The sequence below is a fragment of the Pyxidicoccus sp. MSG2 genome, assembly GCF_026626705.1.
Taxonomy (GTDB): Bacteria; Myxococcota; Myxococcia; order Myxococcales; family Myxococcaceae; genus Myxococcus.
In genome coordinates this window covers 7,842,547-7,857,304 of record NZ_JAPNKC010000001.1, presented here as the reverse complement: position 1 = coordinate 7,857,304, position 14,758 = coordinate 7,842,547, and the positions used below count along the sequence as shown (strand labels likewise).

The following is a 14,758-nucleotide window of genomic DNA, read 5'->3' as shown; positions in this document are numbered from 1 at the left end:
GCCCCCACTCCGCGCACTGTCCGCGCATGGCGGATGAATGAATACACGGGCTCCAACCCCAGGTGGAGCCCGCGCGTCTCTCTGGAGAGTTTATCGGAGAAGAGGGGGTCAGAGTTGCTTCACCCCCTGAACGGCTGTCCCCCTGCCGACGTGCGGGGTGGGATCAGCCTTCCTGCTCCTCCAGGCGAATCTTCACGTCGGTGATGATGCGCATCCGCCGTGGTGGGTCCTCCTTGTCGGAGGACAGGTCGGCCTGGACGCGCATCTCCATCTCGCTGCGGGCGGGCCACAGCCTGTCGAGGCGGAACAGCGTTTCGCCCTTCGTCTGGGAGCGCAGCATCATCCGCTCTCCGCCGTCCGCACGCGTCTGGTACTCCGGCGGCACGGGCTGCTCGCGCGAGGTCTGCTGGATGAGGAAGCGGGTGGTGAGGCGCTCACCGGCGACGGCGGCCAGCTCGAAGCTGGCGGAGCCGCTGGCCGCCATGGGGCCGGAGCCGTAGAGCGGCTGCTCCCAGCGGGCCCCGACGCCGATGGGCTCCTGCGGGAACGGGTTGCCGACGAACTGGAGCGCCGTGGCCAGCTCCTTCAATTCCTTGCGGCGCTGGGGCTCCAGGCTTGCGGGCAGGTTGAGGTCGAGCGTGTTGCCCCGCCGCCCCGCCGTGCCCTTGCCGGTGAGGCCCGGCAGGAAGGCCAGGCTGTCGCGCATGGCGTCGACATTCTGCTCCGACGTGCCGGGCTGGACGAGGAGGTCCACCGCGTCGAGCGTGAAGTCGTAGCTCACGTCGCCCTCGGGAGAGACGGACTGGACGTGGATGATGAAGGTCATCCGCGTCGCGGGCACGCGGGGCGCGGGCTCGGAGCGGCCGCCCGTCTCCACGGTGACGGCGGAGGCATGGACGGCGGTGACGACCTGCTTCGACCCGGACTGGGGCCGAAGCACCATCTGCCGCCGAGGCTCACGACCCTGGGTGACGAGGCTCATGGGCGAAAAGCTATCACGCGCCCGCGGCGGGTACCGGCTCTGGCTGCCGGGGCAGCACGGCCTGGAGCAGCAGCCCCAGCACCACCACCAGCGCGCAGCCAATCACGTTGAACCACAGGTAGCCGATGTCGCTGAGCATGAAGAGTGCAATCACCGTCGCCTGGGAGATGACCGCCGCACCGAAGACGGCATGCCCGCGCACGTGCTTGAGGAAGAAGGCCACCAGGAAGATTCCCAGCACCGTCCCATAGAAGATGGACCCGAGGATGTTCACCGCCTGGATGAGATTGTCGAGCAGCGACGCGAACGTGGCGAAGCTCACGGCCACCAGGCCCCAGAACACGGTGAACAACTTGGACGCCACCAGCACGTGCCGGTCCGACGCATTCGGGCGGAAGACGCGGCGGTAGAAGTCCACCGTCGTCGTCGCCCCCAGCGCGTTCAATTCGCTGGCGATGGAGCTCATCGCCGCCGCGAGGATGACTGCGATGAGCAGCCCGAACAGGCCGCTCGGCAGCCAGCGCTTCACGAAGCCGATGAAAATGTAGTCCGAGTCCTTCGTCTCCACGCCCGGCAGCGCGCGGGCCACCACCGCCTTGGCCTCCTTGCGAATGTCGCTGGCCTGCTTCGCCGCGCCCCGCAGCGCCTCCCGGGACGTGGACTCGGCGGCCGCGTCCCCCGCCTCACGGGCCGCGAGGAAGCGCTCCACCTCGGCCTTCTTGGCCGCATGCACCTGCTCCCACCGAGCCTCGACGGCGGCGAACTCGCCCGCCTGCGCGGTGCCCTGCACGCGCTCGCGAAGCGGCTCGTTGAACAGCAGGGGCGGCGTGCTGAACTGGTAGAAGACGAAGACGAGGACTCCGACGAAGAGGATGAGGAACTGCATCGGAATCTTCAGCACGCCGTTGAAGAGCAGCCCCAGCCGGCTCTCGGAGATGGAGCGCCCGGTGAGGTAGCGCCCCACCTGCGACTGGTCCGTGCCGAAGTACGACAGCGACAGGAAGAAGCCGCCGGTGATGCCGGACCAGAAGTTGTAGCGGTCCTGCACGTTGAAGTCGAAGCTCACCACGTTCATCCGGCCGAAGGCGCCCGCCACGTCCACGGCCTTGCCGAACGAGACGTGCTCCGGCAGTCGCCAGATGATGACGAGGGCGGCCACCACCATGCCGCCCATCATCACCACCATCTGCTGCTTCTGCGTCTGGCTGACGGCGTTGGAGCCGCCGCCCACCGTGTAGACGATGACGAGCGCCCCCATGGCCACCACCGTCGGCTCCAGCGGCCAGCCGAGGATGGAGGAGAGGATGATGGAGGGCGCGTAGATGGTGATGCCCGCCGCGAGCCCGCGCTGGATGAGGAAGAGGAACGCACCCAACAGCCGCGTCTTCAAATCGAAGCGGGACTCCAGGTACTGGTACGCGGTGATGACGTTCAGCCGGTAGTAGATGGGCACGAAGACCGCGCTGATGAGCACCATCGCGAGCGGCAGCCCGAAATAGAACTGCACGAAGCGCATCCCGTCCTCGTAGGCCTGCCCGGGGACGGAGAGGAACGTAATCGCGCTGGCCTGTGTGGCCATCACCGCGAGGCCGATGGTGGGCCACTTCAGCTCGCGGGCCCCACGCAGGTAGTCCTCAGTGGTCTGGGCGCTCCGGGCCTTCCACATCCCCCACACCACGATGAACGCCGTCGTCCCGACGAGGACCAACCAGTCGAGCAGTGTCACGAGTACGCCTCGGTGAGCGCCCAGAACAGGGCGACGAACAGGACGAAGGTGCCGAGCACCACGAAGTAGATGTTGCGCCAGGAGCCGAGCAGCGGTGGCGCGTCATCCATCTCGGGCCGGGACGCCGGGGACTTCTCCAGAGGGGTGCTCATTGCGCGAGGATGTTCGCCAGGAGGCGGTACGCGCCGGGAACTCCGGCGGGGAGTTGACGGAAGAAGGCGAGCCCCGTGTACACGAAGACGCCCTTGCCATGACGGGCGACGAGCAGTGAGCCCTTGAGCGGCGCCTCACCCGCGTCGTTCATGGCGAACACGGGCCGGTAGTGTTCATTCCACGTGGACGCGAAGTAGAGGCCACGCTCCTGCACCCAGCCCTCGAAGTCCGCGGCGGAAAGTGTGTTGGGAGCACGCAGCAGCGGCTCGTTCGGCGTGACAGGCGCCATCGCCGCCGTCTCGTCCGTCACGCGGTCGCGACCAATCTCCAGCGGGTATGGGCCGACGAAGGTGGTGAGCGGGCCGACGCGGCTGTTGGTGTTGTACTGGACCACCAGCCGCCCTCCCCCCTCCACGTACTTGAGCAGCCGCTCGCGGTGCACGGCGAGGCGCGGGTTGGCGTTGAAGGCACGCACGCCGACGAGGATGGCGTCGTAGCGCTCCAGCTTCTCCCCGGCGAGGCGCTCCTCGGGAAGCACCGTCACCTCGTAGCCCACCGCCGCCAGGCTCTCCGCCACGCGGTCGCCCGGCCCGGGGATGTAGCCGATGCGCTTCACCTTGGTGGCCAGCGTGAAGGGCACCAGCGTCGCCTCCGAGGGCTGGCGCACCGCGAGCGGCGGGAGGTGCTCGTGCGACACCGTGCGGACGCGCCACGAATCGAAGCGCCCTCCGGTCTCCACGACGGCGCGCAGCCGGCTCTTCCCCGTGGCGCCCCCTGGCGGGCGCACCGTGAAGACCACGGTGCGCTCGTCCCCCCGCGCGGCGAACTGGAATGGCACCTCCGAGGGCTCGACCTTCCAGCCCTCGGGCACCTCCAGCCGGGCCTTGCCGCTGACGTCCGCGCGGCCCGCGGCCAGCACCACGGGGACGGACCGGGCCGCGCCGTTGGGGAACATCAGCACGTCCTGCTCCAACGTCGCGGTGACGGCGGGGACGATTTCGAAGGCGCGGTAGAGCTCACCGCGCACGGGGTCCGTCCACACGAAGACCACCGGCCGCGTCACGTCGAAGCGCCGGCCGTTGGCCTCATAGACGAACGTCACCGTCAGCGCGGGGTCACCCTCGGGCCTGCCGGTGAGCGCGCGGTCCGCTTCGTCCAGCGTGAAGAGGCCGCCCGTGACGGGCTTGCGCATCCAGTACGGCGTGGTGATGGCCGCGTACTGGGAGAGGGGCACCTTCCGCGTCAGCTTGAACGGTGCATTCACGGCCAGCTCGGTGCCGGCGGCCACGGACTCGCCTCCGGGGAGCGTCACGCTCACCAGCCGGAGCGCGGCGGGCGAGCGGTTCAGCGCCATCAGGTTCAGCTCCACCTGCGAGCCAGGCACGGCCGAGGGCTCCGTGGCGCGAGCCTCCAGGAACAGCCCCGCGCACGCGGCGATGAGCGCCTCCGTCTCACGCAGCTTGATGGCCCTCCAGGGGTTGTCTTGCGGCAGCGACGTCAGCGCATCGTGGACGCGAACGAGCGCGGGCACGCTGCGATACGGCGCGCGCACGTCGAAGCCCTTATGCGCCTCGTCCACCGCGCGGGCCACGGCCTCCGCGCCGCTCCAGCGCTTCCACGTGAAGTCCAATCCCTCGAACACGTCCGCCTTCGGGCGCGTCCCGGCCAGCGGCGAGAAGTACTCCAGCAGCGGGCCGCGCTCGGCGGGCACGCCGAAGCCCTGGCTCTTGTGCTGGCTGCGGCTCTCCGCGGAAACCTCACCCCACGAGCGCCCGAGCAGCGCGTCGTACCCGCCCACGTCCACCTTCAGGTAGCCGGACATGTCCGCGTTGGCGGGCAGGCTCCAGTTGGAGGTGTTGTGCAGCAGCCGGTCCGCCTTCCAGGGACTCACCTCCGAGAGCTGCTCGGGGAAGCGCTTGGGGTCGGCGGCCGCGGTGAAGGCCTCCGCCGCGAGGAGCGCGGACGCGGTGTGGTGCCCGTGGTTCGGCGGATTCGTGGTGAAGCGCGTGACGATGACGTCCGGCCGGAAGCGTCGGATGGCGAGCACCACGTCCGCCAGCACCTCGTCGTGGCCCCAGATTTTCAGCGCCTCGTCCGCGCTCTTCGTGTAGCCGAAGTCGCGCGCCCGGGTGAAGAGCTGCTCGGCCCCGTCAATGCGCCGCGCCGCGAGCAGCTCATACGTGCGGACGAGCCCGAGCATCGCGTCCTGCTCGGTGCCGATGAGGTTCTGCCCGCCGTCGCCGCGCGTAAGGGAGAGGTAGCCCGCGCGCAGGCCGCGCTCTCCCACGAGCCACGCGAGGAAGCGCGTGTTCTCGTCGTCCGGGTGGGCGGCCACGTAGAGCACGCTGCCCGTCGTCCCCAGCCGCCGCAGTCCCGCGGCGATTTCTCCCGCGTGGGGTTGTCGCGGCGCCTGTGCGAGGGCCGTCGACCCGACTCCAAGACTCATGACCAGCGCCATTCCCAGACCGAGCAGGTTCCGCATTCGGGCGGACCCTATAACAAGGCCCTCGCACCCGCGCGCGTGACCTTCAATCGCCTTCAATTGTCGTTGACGCGATTGGCCAGGGAATAAGTGCGCCGCGTGCGTGTCCGTTGCCGTGCCCGTCCACACCGGACCTGTTATCTAGCCCGCCCCGTGACGTCCTCGTTCTCTGCCGTGTGGCTCCGTGGAGATGCGCGTGCGCTCTCCTTCCTCCCCGACCGCTTCCGCCACCCGGACGCGCGTGCCGAGGCCGTGGCCGCCGCCGCGTCGCGCACCGTGTCACCGGTGCTGCTCGACGTGCTCGTGGCCCGCAACGCGCGCCTCGCCCCCAGTCCCGCCCGCGAGCGCAACCTCGAGCTGCTGTCACGCCCCGGTACCGTGGCCGTCGTGACGGGACAGCAGATGGGCCTGTTCCTCGGCCCGCTCTTCACCCTCTACAAGGCCGCCGCCGCCATCACCGCGGCCCGCGCGCTCTCGAAGGAAACGGGCCGGCCCTGCGTCCCCGTCTTCTGGCTCCAGACGGAGGACCACGACCTGCCGGAGGTCGACCACTGCTTCATCCCCCGCCCCACCGGCGGCCCCCTGCGCGTGGCGTTGGATGTGCCCGACGCCGCCGCCTCGCGAGTCCCCATCGCCCACCGCCACCTGGGCCCGGGCGTCACCGCCGCCCTGGCCACGCTGCGCGCCGAGCTGGGTGAAGAGCCGCACGCGCACGAGCACCTCGCCTTGCTGGAGCGCGCCTACCGGCCCGAAGCGACGCTGGCGGAGGCCTTCACCGAGGTGCTCTCGCACGTGTTCGCCGAGGAAGGACTGGTGTTCCTCGACCCGAGGGACGCTCGCCTCGCGCCGCTCGCCGCGCCCGTGCACCGCCGCGCCATCCTGGAGGCGGAGGCCATCTCCACCGCGCTCGCCGCCCGGGTGCGGGCGCTCACCGACGCCGGATTCTCCGAGCAGGTCCACATCCGCCCCGGCTCACCGCTCGGCTTCTTCTCACCGGATGGTGTCGACGGCCCGCGCTACCGCCTGGACCCCGCGGGCCCCGACACCTGGAGCCTCGTCGGCCACCCGGAGGGCCACACCGTCACGACGGCCGAGCTGCTCGGCTGGCTGGAGCGGGAGCCCCTGCGCTTCACCACGTCCGCGCTGCTGCGGCCCCTCCTGCAGGACACGTGGCTCCCCACGGCGGCCTATGTCGGAGGCCCTGGAGAGGTGGCCTACTTCGCGCAGCTCGCTCCGCTCTACGCGCATGCGGGCCTGCCGATGCCGCTCATCGTGCCGCGTGCCCGCTTCCGCGTGCTCGATGACCGCACCCGGCGGTGGCTCGGAAAGCTGGGCCTCCAGCCCGACGAGGTGGGCACGCCGCGCGAGGAACTGCTGACGCGGCTGGCCGCACGCGATGCCACGCAGCCGCTCGAGTCCCCCGAGGCCCTGGAGGCCCGCCTCTTCGGCGCCTTCGCGGCGGAGCTGGACCGCTTGAACGACTCGATGCTCGCGCTGGACGCGACACTCCAGGACGCGCTCCAGCGCACCCGGGGCACCGTCCGCGTCGCGGTGTCCCGTCTCACGGGCCGGTACGCCCGCGCGCTCGCCCGGCGCGACGGCGTCGCCGCCGAGCGGGTGGACCGCCTGCGCACGTACCTCACCCCGAATGGCGAGCCACAGGAGCGCGTCCTCGCCATGCCCTCCTTCGCCTGTCGCATCGGCACGCGAGCCCTCACGCAGCAGGTGCTCGACGCCTGCGTGCCCTTCTCCGGCGACCTCCGGGATTTGACGCCATGAGCGAGTCCTACGGCCTCGACGTCCTCGCCTTCGGCCCGCACCCGGACGACGTGGAGTTGTTCTGCGGCGGCCTCCTCGCGCGCATGGCGGGCCAGGGCTACCGCACGGGCATCATCGACCTGACGCGCGGCGAGAAGAGCTCGCGCGGCACGCCCGAGACGCGCGCCCAGGAGACGGACGCGGCCTCCCGCGCGCTGGGCCTGTCCCTCCGGGAGAATCTCGGCCTGCCGGATGGCTGGGTGAATCCGTGGGCCGGTTTCGAATCGCCCGAGCCCGAGCGCGCACGCACCGCCGCCGTGGCCCGCGTGGTGGAAGTCCTACGACGCTTGCGCCCGGAGCTCGTCGTCGTCCCCTGGGAGGAGGAGCGCCACCCGGACCACGAGGCCACCAGCACGCTGGTGACGCGCGCACTGTTCTTCGCCGGAGTGCGGAAGTTCGAGGCGGAGCCCCCCGGCACGCCCTTCACGCCGAGGCAGGTGCTCTACTACCCGCTGCGCCACCTGGCCGAGCCGAGCTTCGTGGTGGACGTGTCCTCCGTGTACGAGCAGAAGCGGGCCGCGGTGCGCTGCTACGCGAGCCAGGTACAGCCCCGCCCGGACGCGCCGCCCACGCTGGTGGGCTCGCCGCTGTCCCTCTCCTCATTGGAAGCCCGGGACGCCTTCTACGGCGCGCAGGTGGGCGTGGCGTACGGCGAGCCGTATGTCGTCCGCGAGACGCTGGGACTGGCCGACCCGGTGGAGCACTTCCGCCGGAATAGCTTCGCGCGCCCCCTGTTCTTCCCCCAACGCCGATGACTGACTCGCTCAACGTGGCCATCACCTGCTTTCCGACCTTCGGAGGCAGCGGCATGGTGGCAACCGAGATTGGCCTCGCCATGGCGGACCGGGGCCACCGCGTCCACTTCATCGCGAAGGACCTGCCGGTGCGCCTGCACGGCACCAGCCGCAAGGTCTTCTTCCACGAGGTGACGGAGAGCGACTACCCGGCGCTCCAGCACTCCAGCACGTACCCGATTGCGCTCGCCTCCAAGATGATTGAGGTGGCCAGCTACGAGCGGCTCGACGTGCTGCACGTCCACTACGCCGTCCCGCATGCCACGGCCGCGTGGATGGCGCGCGAAGTGCTGGGCGACAAGGCGCCGCGCATCGTCACCACGCTGCACGGGACGGACACCACGCTGGTGGGCATCGACCCCAGCTACCTGCCGATTACCCGCTTCTCCATCCTGCGCAGCGACGCGGTGACCACGCCGTCGGACTTCCTCCGTCGCGCCACGTGGAAGGGCTTCGGCATTCCCGAGAGCGTCCCCATCGACGTCATCTTCAACTTCGTGGACACGCAGCGCTACGCACCCCGGCGGGACCGCGCCTGCCTGCTGCCCCTCTTCCCGGACCTGCGTGAGCCGGAGCCCGTGCTCATCCACGTCTCCAACTTCCGGGCGGTGAAGCGCATCACCGACGTGGTGGGCATCTTCACCGAGGTCCACCGCCAGCGCCCCTGCCGGCTGGTGATGATTGGCGACGGCCCCGAGCGCACCTCCGCCGAGCGCCATCTGCGCGGGCTGGGCCTGGAGAGCCGCGTCGCCTTCCTGGGCAAGCAGGACCGCTTCGAGGAGCTGCTCGCCGCGGCGGACGTCTTCCTCCTCCCCAGCGAGCAGGAGAGCTTCGGGCTCGCCGCGCTGGAGGCGCTGAGCTGCGGCGTCCCCGTGGTGGCCAGCGACATCGGCGGCATCCCCGAGCTCGTCACCCACTGGGAGACGGGCTTCCTCGCGCCGGTGGGGGACCTCACGGCCATGGCCGGGCACGTGCTCACCCTGGTCCAGGACGCGGCCCGCTGGAGGACCTTCTCGCGCCGCGCGCGGGAGGTGGTGCTCGAGCGCTTCCAGCTCGGCCCCGCCATCGACCGCTACGAAGCGCTCTACCGCCGGCTCGCGAGGGGAGCCCCCCAGCGCTGAGGGGCTCCCGGTCCGCGGGCCTGGGGCTGCTACTTGTTCTTCCAGTCCGCGAGGGCCTTGGAGACCTGGTCGCGGAAGAAGAAGCTCTTGTCCTTCTGGCCCAAATCCCACGACGCCTGCGCGGCCTTGCGGGCCTCGGCGTAGTTGCCCATGCGCGCGAGGATGTCGGCGCGAATCCACTGGTTGAACCAGTTGGACTGGATGGCGACGGACGCGTCCGCCTGCTTCAGCGCGCCCGGGAGGTCCTTCTGCGTGTCGGCCATGTAGCGGGCCGCGTTGGCGAGCATCCGCGACGAGCCGTCCACCGCCGCCTGGATGCCGGCCTTCGCGTGCGCGGCCGAGTCCACCTGGATGGGCACCGAGACGCGCAGCTTCTCCCACTCCAGGTCGAGCGACGTCGCGTCATCCGTGGTGTTGGAGAAGATGAACGCCAGCCGCTCGCGGCTCGGAATCTCGGTGGTGGTGGCGGCCACGGTGGCCACGTCGTTGGAAGCCACGTACGGGGCGGGCGTCGCCCACAGGCCCAGCTCCTTGTTCAGCATCACCTTCCAGCCCTTCTGCGAGGGCAGGGTGACGATGGAGTACGTGCCCGCGGGCACGGCCTTGCCACCGAAAGTCACGTCGCGGCTGAACGTAATCTTCGTCGCCGCGTTGGCGCCGGTGCGCCACGGCTTGTCGAAGGGCACCACGTCGCCCCAGATCTTCCGGCCCTTCACTCCCGGGCTGGAATAGTCGATGGAGATGTCGGTGACGCCCACCCGCTGCATCACCTTCGCCGAGGGGCTGGCGGCGGGGAGCTCGAGCTGGGCGGCCGCGGGCGTGGCCACGAGGGCCACGAGCGCGGACAGCAGACATCCGAGGGCCAGGTTCTTCATCGTCCTCACTTCGTCCTTTCTCAACCCATTGGGTTGAAGAGCGGGCGGAGTGTAGCGACGCGACGTGGACCTTCCACACTTTCGACGCGGGCTCGCACCGCGTCATGATACGGGCGGGTGCGTCACCAGCCCTTCACGCCGCCGCCACCCACCTTCGCGGTGCCCGCATCGTGGGTTCCCGCATCCGTGGAGCCGGAGCCGCCCGTGCCCTCGGTGCTGCCGGAGCGGTCTTCATTCGCTTTGTTGCCCTGGTTGCAGCCCGTGGCGCCTCCGACCAGCGCGCCGCCCATCACCAGCACCTGGAACAGCTTCCGGTAGTCCATGTCCCGACCGAACCTTTCCGGCGGGCGGATGGCACCGCGCGCCGCTTGGAGGAGACACCACCCTACCCCGGAGGCGGGGCTCGCGGCGCCTGCCCCCGCGGGCGAAGCGCGGACTGGACACTCGACGTCACGGAAGTGTTTCCCCTGCCGCCCGGGGTGGCCATGCTGTCGGCACGATGAAGCTGACGAGGCTCGTGGTCCATCACTACCGAAGCGTCACCCCCGGCACCGAGCTGGTATTCAGCCCATCGCTCAACCTGGTGCTGGGAGAGAACGGCACCGGGAGGACCACGCTGCTGGAGCTCATCTCCACTGTCGTCGGCTCGGATTTCTCCAGCCTCGTCCATGAGACCTTCTCACTGGAATACGACCTCACCTTCCCGGGGATGAAGCTCCACGTCTTCGTCCGCAACGAGCAGACCGCCGCAACGCCGGACCCGTCCGAGCCGCCGCGCAAGGGCTCCGAGTTGCTGCCGCTGCGCACGCCGCAGACGGGCACGTCGGGGCTCCACCCCCGCATCGAGGTGGACCTCAAGCTCACGTCCCCCGCTTCGAGGCTGGTGATGCGCGCCGACGAGGCGGGCATCGACTGCAAGGTGGACGGAGAGTCCGCGTGGTCCCGGACCATGCACTGGTCGCTGCTGGACCGCTCGGTGTGGACGCTGCTCTTCATGACGGCGCAGTACATCGACCGCGACATGAAGGAGCGGCTCAAGGAGCTGCTACGCCGCACCTTCCTGCTGGCGCCGCAGCGGTTCGATGAGGCGCTCGGGATGTTCGAGCGCATCGGCGGCATCCGCTACGCCATGGAGGTGCGGGACGGAGAGGTCTTCCCCCTGGGGCTGATGGCGCTGCCCACGTGGATGCCGGGGTGGCTGCGCGAGCAGGTGGAGCGCGAGGCGCCGCCAGACGTGCTGGTGTTCCGGCACGACGCGCTCGAGCGGAGCTTCCTGGCGCGCTTCGTGTCCTGGCGGGCTTCAAGGCGGGGACGTTCCGCGTGGAGGTGCAGGAGAAGCGCTCGTTCGAGAACGGCGGGCGCGTGGGCTTCGGCGGGTTCGGCTTCCACTTCGCGCGCGGCGACGGCGGGGGGCTGTCACACGCGGAGCTGGGCTTCGGGCAGAAGCGGCTCTTGTCCTTCCTCTACTACCTGGATGTGAATGAGGACTTCGCGATCGCGGACGAGCTGGCCAACGGCCTGCACCCGAAGTGGGTGGAGGCGTGCATGCGGGAGCTGGGGACGCGGCAGGTGTTCCTCGCGAGCCAGAACCCGCTGCCCTTCGAGCACGCGCGGTTCTCCTCCGCAGAGGAGCTGAGGTGCTCGCTCCTCCTCTGCGGCGCGGGCACCTGGGCCAATCCCACGTGGGCGGCCGCCGGGCAGCTCTTCGAGGCGCACCAACCCGGCGCGCGGCCGCTGGCGGCGCTCCTGCGGGAGCAGGGCTTCTGGTGAGCTAGAAGCGCCCCGCGCGCGCCTCGTCGAAGTCCACCCGGTGCTTCATGTACAGGGTGTCCAGCATGTGGTTGCTGATGGGGTTGAGGTTGCCGTCGGTGAAGCGGTGCACCACGGCGCCCTTGCCCGCGTCCTTGAGGAAGGCCGCCGGGTCGATGCTGCCGCCCAGGCCGGTGAGGGTGGGCACGGCGTCCGCGTTGTTGACGTAGTGGACGTACTGGGGGCCGTCCGGGTAGCGCGTGGACGCGGCGCCGAAGGTCTCCACGCTGAGCTTGCTCATGAGCTGCTCGACCTGCGGCTTGGACATGCCGTCCTCCATGCGCAGCCGGCGCTCCACGTCGAACAGGGCGCGCGCGGTGATGAGGCCACCCTGGCTGTAGCCCATGAGGTGAACCTCGCGGCCCGCCTTCAGCTCGCCGTAGACGGTGTCCGCCAGCGTGTCCACGGCGGGGTTGGTGCCCTTGTCGAGCTTGTCCGTCACGCACTGGGCCAGGTCCGTCACCAGCCCCTGGGTGGCATTGTGGATGCCGATGACGCGCGCGTCCGCGGTCTCCGCGATGGACTGCATCTCCTTCAGCTGCCCCTCCATGGGGGTCATGATGCCGTTGACGTAGAGGATGGTCTTCGACGGGTTCGGATTGTCGAGCGGCGTGACGGCGGGGATGTCCTTGAGCGGCGTGCCGGGCGGGAAGGACTGCCCCTTGGCGCCGACGAACTTCCCGTCGCTCATCCGGTCCGGCTTCGCGTCGCCGCCGAAGATGCGGCGCAGCTCGCTGAGGTGCGTGGCCTCGAAGACGTCCGCGCCCATCTTCACGAAGCGGGGGAGGTCGGCCAGGCCCTCCTTCGCGGCATCCACCAGCGAGCCAATCGGGTTCTTCAGCGCCGTCGCGGTGGTGCGGGCCGGAGTGGGGCTCGTGGGGACGGAGAGGTTGCGGCTGCGGTCGACGGGGCTCATGGGAGACCTCCAGCCCACGGGGGCGATGGGCTTGCCCACCATTGTCTACAAATGTGAGACGGAAGTTGCGCGCCCGGGGGTGAAGCTCCGGGCGCGCTCCCAGAGCGGGTCCTCAGCACCCCGGCCCGACGATTCCAGACGCCTCGCACCCGAGCAGCCCGCCCTGGATGGGGATGGGCGTCACGGCGCTGTTGAACTCCAGCCGTGCCCGCTCGAACCACTGCGCGCGAATCCACCGGTTGTCCTTCGTCAGGAAGTCCAGCTCCTTGGAGATGGGATAGCCGAGCACGGCCACGCCCTTCGCGTTGAAGTAGTCCCGGAAGGCGCCGCACACGTACTTGCCGCCTCCCGCGAACGGACCGATGAGCGAGCAGTTCGACCCGGGCGAGCTCTGCCCCGGAGTCCAGTCATCCGGGTTGATGCCATACCGCTCGCGCGCGAGCTGACTGCCAATGGCCCCCAGCGCCACCTGCGAACCCGAGGGCAGCTCCGGGTGGTACTCCAGCCGGTGCCGCTGGAACCACTGCTGCCAGAGGATGCGCCCGGTGCGCGTGTCCACCCCACAGTCCTCCTCGGCGATGGGATAGCCGAACACGCCCAGCCCGCCCTTCGAGTCATACGTGCTCAGGAACAACCCGCGCACCGTCTTCCCCGTCTCCGGGAACGAGCGCGAGGGCGAGGTGCTCTGCCGCCAGCACGCGCCCCAGCCCGTGTTCGCATCTCCCGCGTTGAACGTGTTGGAGTTGTTCGTGAATGCCTGACGCATCGCCGGGTAGCGCGACAGCGACTGCTGCGGCCAGTTCCCGTCGTCCCACGTGTACCAGACGGCTCCGATGAGGTCGTGATTCGAACCGCCCCCGTTCCACGCGTTCATGTCGTTGAGCGCCGTGACGATGAAGCTCGCCACATGGCTCTCGGTGGAGGAGCCCTCGACGTTCGCCGCCCACTCGGACAGCAGCACCGGCACCTGTGAGAAGCCCAGCGCGTCAATCCACTGGAGCGTGTTCTGGTACCCCAGCCCCGCGCCCGTGGTGCCCGTGCGGAACGTCGTCAGGCCCGCGGCCGCATTGCTCACCCCACCCGCGTAGGCGTGGATGGAGATGCCGTCCACGTCCACCGGGTGCAGGTTGTAGAGCATCCCGGTGAGGTAGTCCTTTCCGGAGGTATAGACGTCAGAGGTGAAGTCCGTCGCGTTGGGCGAGACGCCGCCGACATAGACGACGTCATTCCCGTGCCCCGCCGTGCCCCGGATGAGCGCCCGCGCGGAACGGTAGACGTCGCCGTAGACGTTGTAGGGAATCCGGCCGCCGGGGAAGCCCAGCGCCTCGCCCTTCATGTTCATCTCGTTGCCGATGATCCACGTGTGCACCGCGCCATTGTTCGGCGCGGTGAGCACGCGGCGGAGGTAGTCGAGGTAGCACTCCTTGTGGGTACCTCCCGGCGTGGTGATGTCGCCCGCTCGCGCGCTCGGGTCCGGCGAGAGGTAGCAACGGCCCCAGGAGCCGTTGTTCGTCCCGCCCTCCCACGGAATGGTGGCGCCCGCCACCGACGCGCCCAGCGGGTTGATGTTGCCGCCGTCGCGCGCGTAGTCCACGCGCACCACTGGCGTGAAGCCCTGCCCCGCCGCGATGGCCATGCCGCTCAGCAGGCCCCCAATCCAGTTCACGTCGGTGCTGTACGTCTCCTTCACAATCCAGCCCTTGCGCCCGGGGAACATCGCCGTCAGCGCGCCCAATTGGCCCGCGATGTCGGGCGAGTGGACGCCCAGCATCACCGGCGAGCGCGGCGCCGGGTAGTTGCCTCGCGTCGCACCGATGGCCGCCGACGAGACGGCCACGTCCGCCGGAGGCGGGAGTTCATCGGCCGGAGACAAAGAACCGCAGGCGCTCGTCGCCATCAGCGCCGCGCCCGCGAGCGCCTGCTTGAGGAATGGACCCGCTCTCATGTGAGTGCTCTCCGCGAGCGGACGCACGTGAAGGGGGCGTCCCCGCCCGCCTGCGCAGTAGCCCCGCACGACACCGAGAAGTCAAAGTTTACAGGGTTTCCCCAAAATTGAAGGACGAGTCTCCTGAGGCGCCTTCG

The 14,758-nt window shown here is 69.8% G+C and carries 13 protein-coding genes; 5 read left to right on the top strand and 8 right to left on the bottom strand.

What is annotated here, in order from left to right:
• Positions 1-163 precede the first annotated feature (163 nt).
• Genes OV427_RS30885 through OV427_RS30870 form a run of 4 tightly spaced genes read right to left on the bottom strand, consistent with a single transcriptional unit; the run spans position 164 to position 5,343 of the window.
• A complete protein-coding gene (locus tag OV427_RS30885) occupies positions 164-982 on the bottom strand; it encodes a hypothetical protein (RefSeq protein ID WP_267859790.1) in 819 nt (272 codons plus the stop codon).
• A 13-nt stretch (positions 983-995) separates the two neighbouring features.
• On the bottom strand, positions 996-2,708 hold the full coding sequence (locus OV427_RS30880; RefSeq protein WP_267859789.1) for a sodium:solute symporter: 1,713 nt from the start codon (positions 2,706-2,708) through the stop codon (positions 996-998).
• Positions 2,705-2,860 carry a hypothetical protein gene (locus tag OV427_RS30875; protein WP_267859788.1) on the bottom strand — a complete coding sequence of 52 codons (156 nt, stop codon included), beginning with the start codon at positions 2,858-2,860 and terminating at the stop codon, positions 2,705-2,707. Before OV427_RS30875 ends, OV427_RS30880 begins: the two co-directional genes overlap by 4 nt.
• On the bottom strand, positions 2,857-5,343 hold the full coding sequence (locus OV427_RS30870) for a PIG-L family deacetylase (RefSeq protein WP_324290009.1): 2,487 nt from the start codon (positions 5,341-5,343) through the stop codon (positions 2,857-2,859). The genes OV427_RS30875 and OV427_RS30870 overlap by 4 nt, the downstream gene beginning before the upstream one ends.
• A gap of 153 nt (positions 5,344-5,496) precedes the next feature.
• On the opposite strand from OV427_RS30870, the gene bshC reads away from it, so the two are divergent.
• From bshC to bshA, 3 genes are read left to right on the top strand one after another with little or no spacing between them, the layout of a single operon-like run.
• The gene (gene bshC / locus OV427_RS30865) at positions 5,497-7,122 is read left to right on the top strand and encodes a bacillithiol biosynthesis cysteine-adding enzyme BshC (protein ID WP_267859786.1); all 1,626 of its coding nucleotides are present in this window, start codon (positions 5,497-5,499) and stop codon (positions 7,120-7,122) included.
• Positions 7,119-7,916, top strand: coding sequence for a bacillithiol biosynthesis deacetylase BshB1 (gene bshB1 / locus OV427_RS30860; protein ID WP_267859785.1), 798 nt, complete (start codon positions 7,119-7,121; stop codon positions 7,914-7,916). The genes bshC and bshB1 overlap by 4 nt, the downstream gene beginning before the upstream one ends.
• Positions 7,913-9,076, top strand: a complete 1,164-nt coding sequence (bshA, locus tag OV427_RS30855) for an N-acetyl-alpha-D-glucosaminyl L-malate synthase BshA (protein ID WP_267859784.1) — start codon at positions 7,913-7,915, stop codon at positions 9,074-9,076. Before bshB1 ends, bshA begins: the two co-directional genes overlap by 4 nt.
• Positions 9,077-9,105: 29 nt before the next feature.
• Here the strand turns inward: bshA and OV427_RS30850 are convergent, their stop codons facing one another.
• Positions 9,106-9,951, bottom strand: a complete 846-nt coding sequence (locus OV427_RS30850) for a DUF2911 domain-containing protein (RefSeq protein WP_267859783.1) — start codon at positions 9,949-9,951, stop codon at positions 9,106-9,108.
• A gap of 122 nt (positions 9,952-10,073) precedes the next feature.
• Complete coding sequence (locus tag OV427_RS30845; protein ID WP_267859782.1) at positions 10,074-10,274, bottom strand: hypothetical protein; 201 nt, start codon at positions 10,272-10,274, stop codon at positions 10,074-10,076.
• 176 nt (positions 10,275-10,450) lie between these two features.
• Here OV427_RS30845 and OV427_RS30840 point away from each other — a divergent pair, with 176 nt between their 5' ends.
• Together OV427_RS30840 and OV427_RS30835 are read left to right on the top strand one after the other, a co-directional pair.
• Positions 10,451-11,431 carry an AAA family ATPase gene (locus OV427_RS30840; protein WP_267859781.1) on the top strand — a complete coding sequence of 327 codons (981 nt, stop codon included), beginning with the start codon at positions 10,451-10,453 and terminating at the stop codon, positions 11,429-11,431.
• A complete protein-coding gene (locus tag OV427_RS30835; protein ID WP_267859780.1) occupies positions 11,314-11,721 on the top strand; it encodes an AAA family ATPase in 408 nt (135 codons plus the stop codon). Before OV427_RS30840 ends, OV427_RS30835 begins: the two co-directional genes overlap by 118 nt.
• 1 nt (position 11,722) lies before the next feature.
• Here the strand turns inward: OV427_RS30835 and OV427_RS30830 are convergent, their stop codons facing one another.
• The gene (locus tag OV427_RS30830) at positions 11,723-12,676 is read right to left on the bottom strand and encodes a hypothetical protein (protein WP_267859779.1); all 954 of its coding nucleotides are present in this window, start codon (positions 12,674-12,676) and stop codon (positions 11,723-11,725) included.
• 112 nt (positions 12,677-12,788) lie between these two features.
• On the bottom strand, positions 12,789-14,621 hold the full coding sequence (locus OV427_RS30825) for a hypothetical protein (protein ID WP_267859778.1): 1,833 nt from the start codon (positions 14,619-14,621) through the stop codon (positions 12,789-12,791).
• Between the last annotated feature and the right edge of the window lie 137 nt (positions 14,622-14,758).

Bases quoted from the DNA above. Each gene is read 5' to 3' on its own strand.
- OV427_RS30885 (WP_267859790.1), bottom strand. From the start codon at position 982: ATGAGCCTCGTCACCCAGGGTCGTGAGCCTCGGCGGCAGATGGTGCTT.
- OV427_RS30875 (WP_267859788.1), bottom strand. From the start codon at position 2,860: ATGAGCACCCCTCTGGAGAAGTCCCCGGCGTCCCGGCCCGAGATGGAT.
- OV427_RS30870 (WP_324290009.1), bottom strand. From the start codon at position 5,343: ATGCGGAACCTGCTCGGTCTGGGAATGGCGCTGGTCATGAGTCTTGGA.
- bshB1 (WP_267859785.1), top strand. From the start codon at position 7,119: ATGAGCGAGTCCTACGGCCTCGACGTCCTCGCCTTCGGCCCGCACCCG.
- bshA (WP_267859784.1), top strand. From the start codon at position 7,913: ATGACTGACTCGCTCAACGTGGCCATCACCTGCTTTCCGACCTTCGGA.
- OV427_RS30850 (WP_267859783.1), bottom strand. From the start codon at position 9,951: ATGAAGAACCTGGCCCTCGGATGTCTGCTGTCCGCGCTCGTGGCCCTC.
- OV427_RS30845 (WP_267859782.1), bottom strand. From the start codon at position 10,274: ATGGACTACCGGAAGCTGTTCCAGGTGCTGGTGATGGGCGGCGCGCTG.
- OV427_RS30840 (WP_267859781.1), top strand. From the start codon at position 10,451: ATGAAGCTGACGAGGCTCGTGGTCCATCACTACCGAAGCGTCACCCCC.
- OV427_RS30830 (WP_267859779.1), bottom strand. From the start codon at position 12,676: ATGAGCCCCGTCGACCGCAGCCGCAACCTCTCCGTCCCCACGAGCCCC.
- OV427_RS30825 (WP_267859778.1), bottom strand. From the start codon at position 14,621: ATGAGAGCGGGTCCATTCCTCAAGCAGGCGCTCGCGGGCGCGGCGCTG.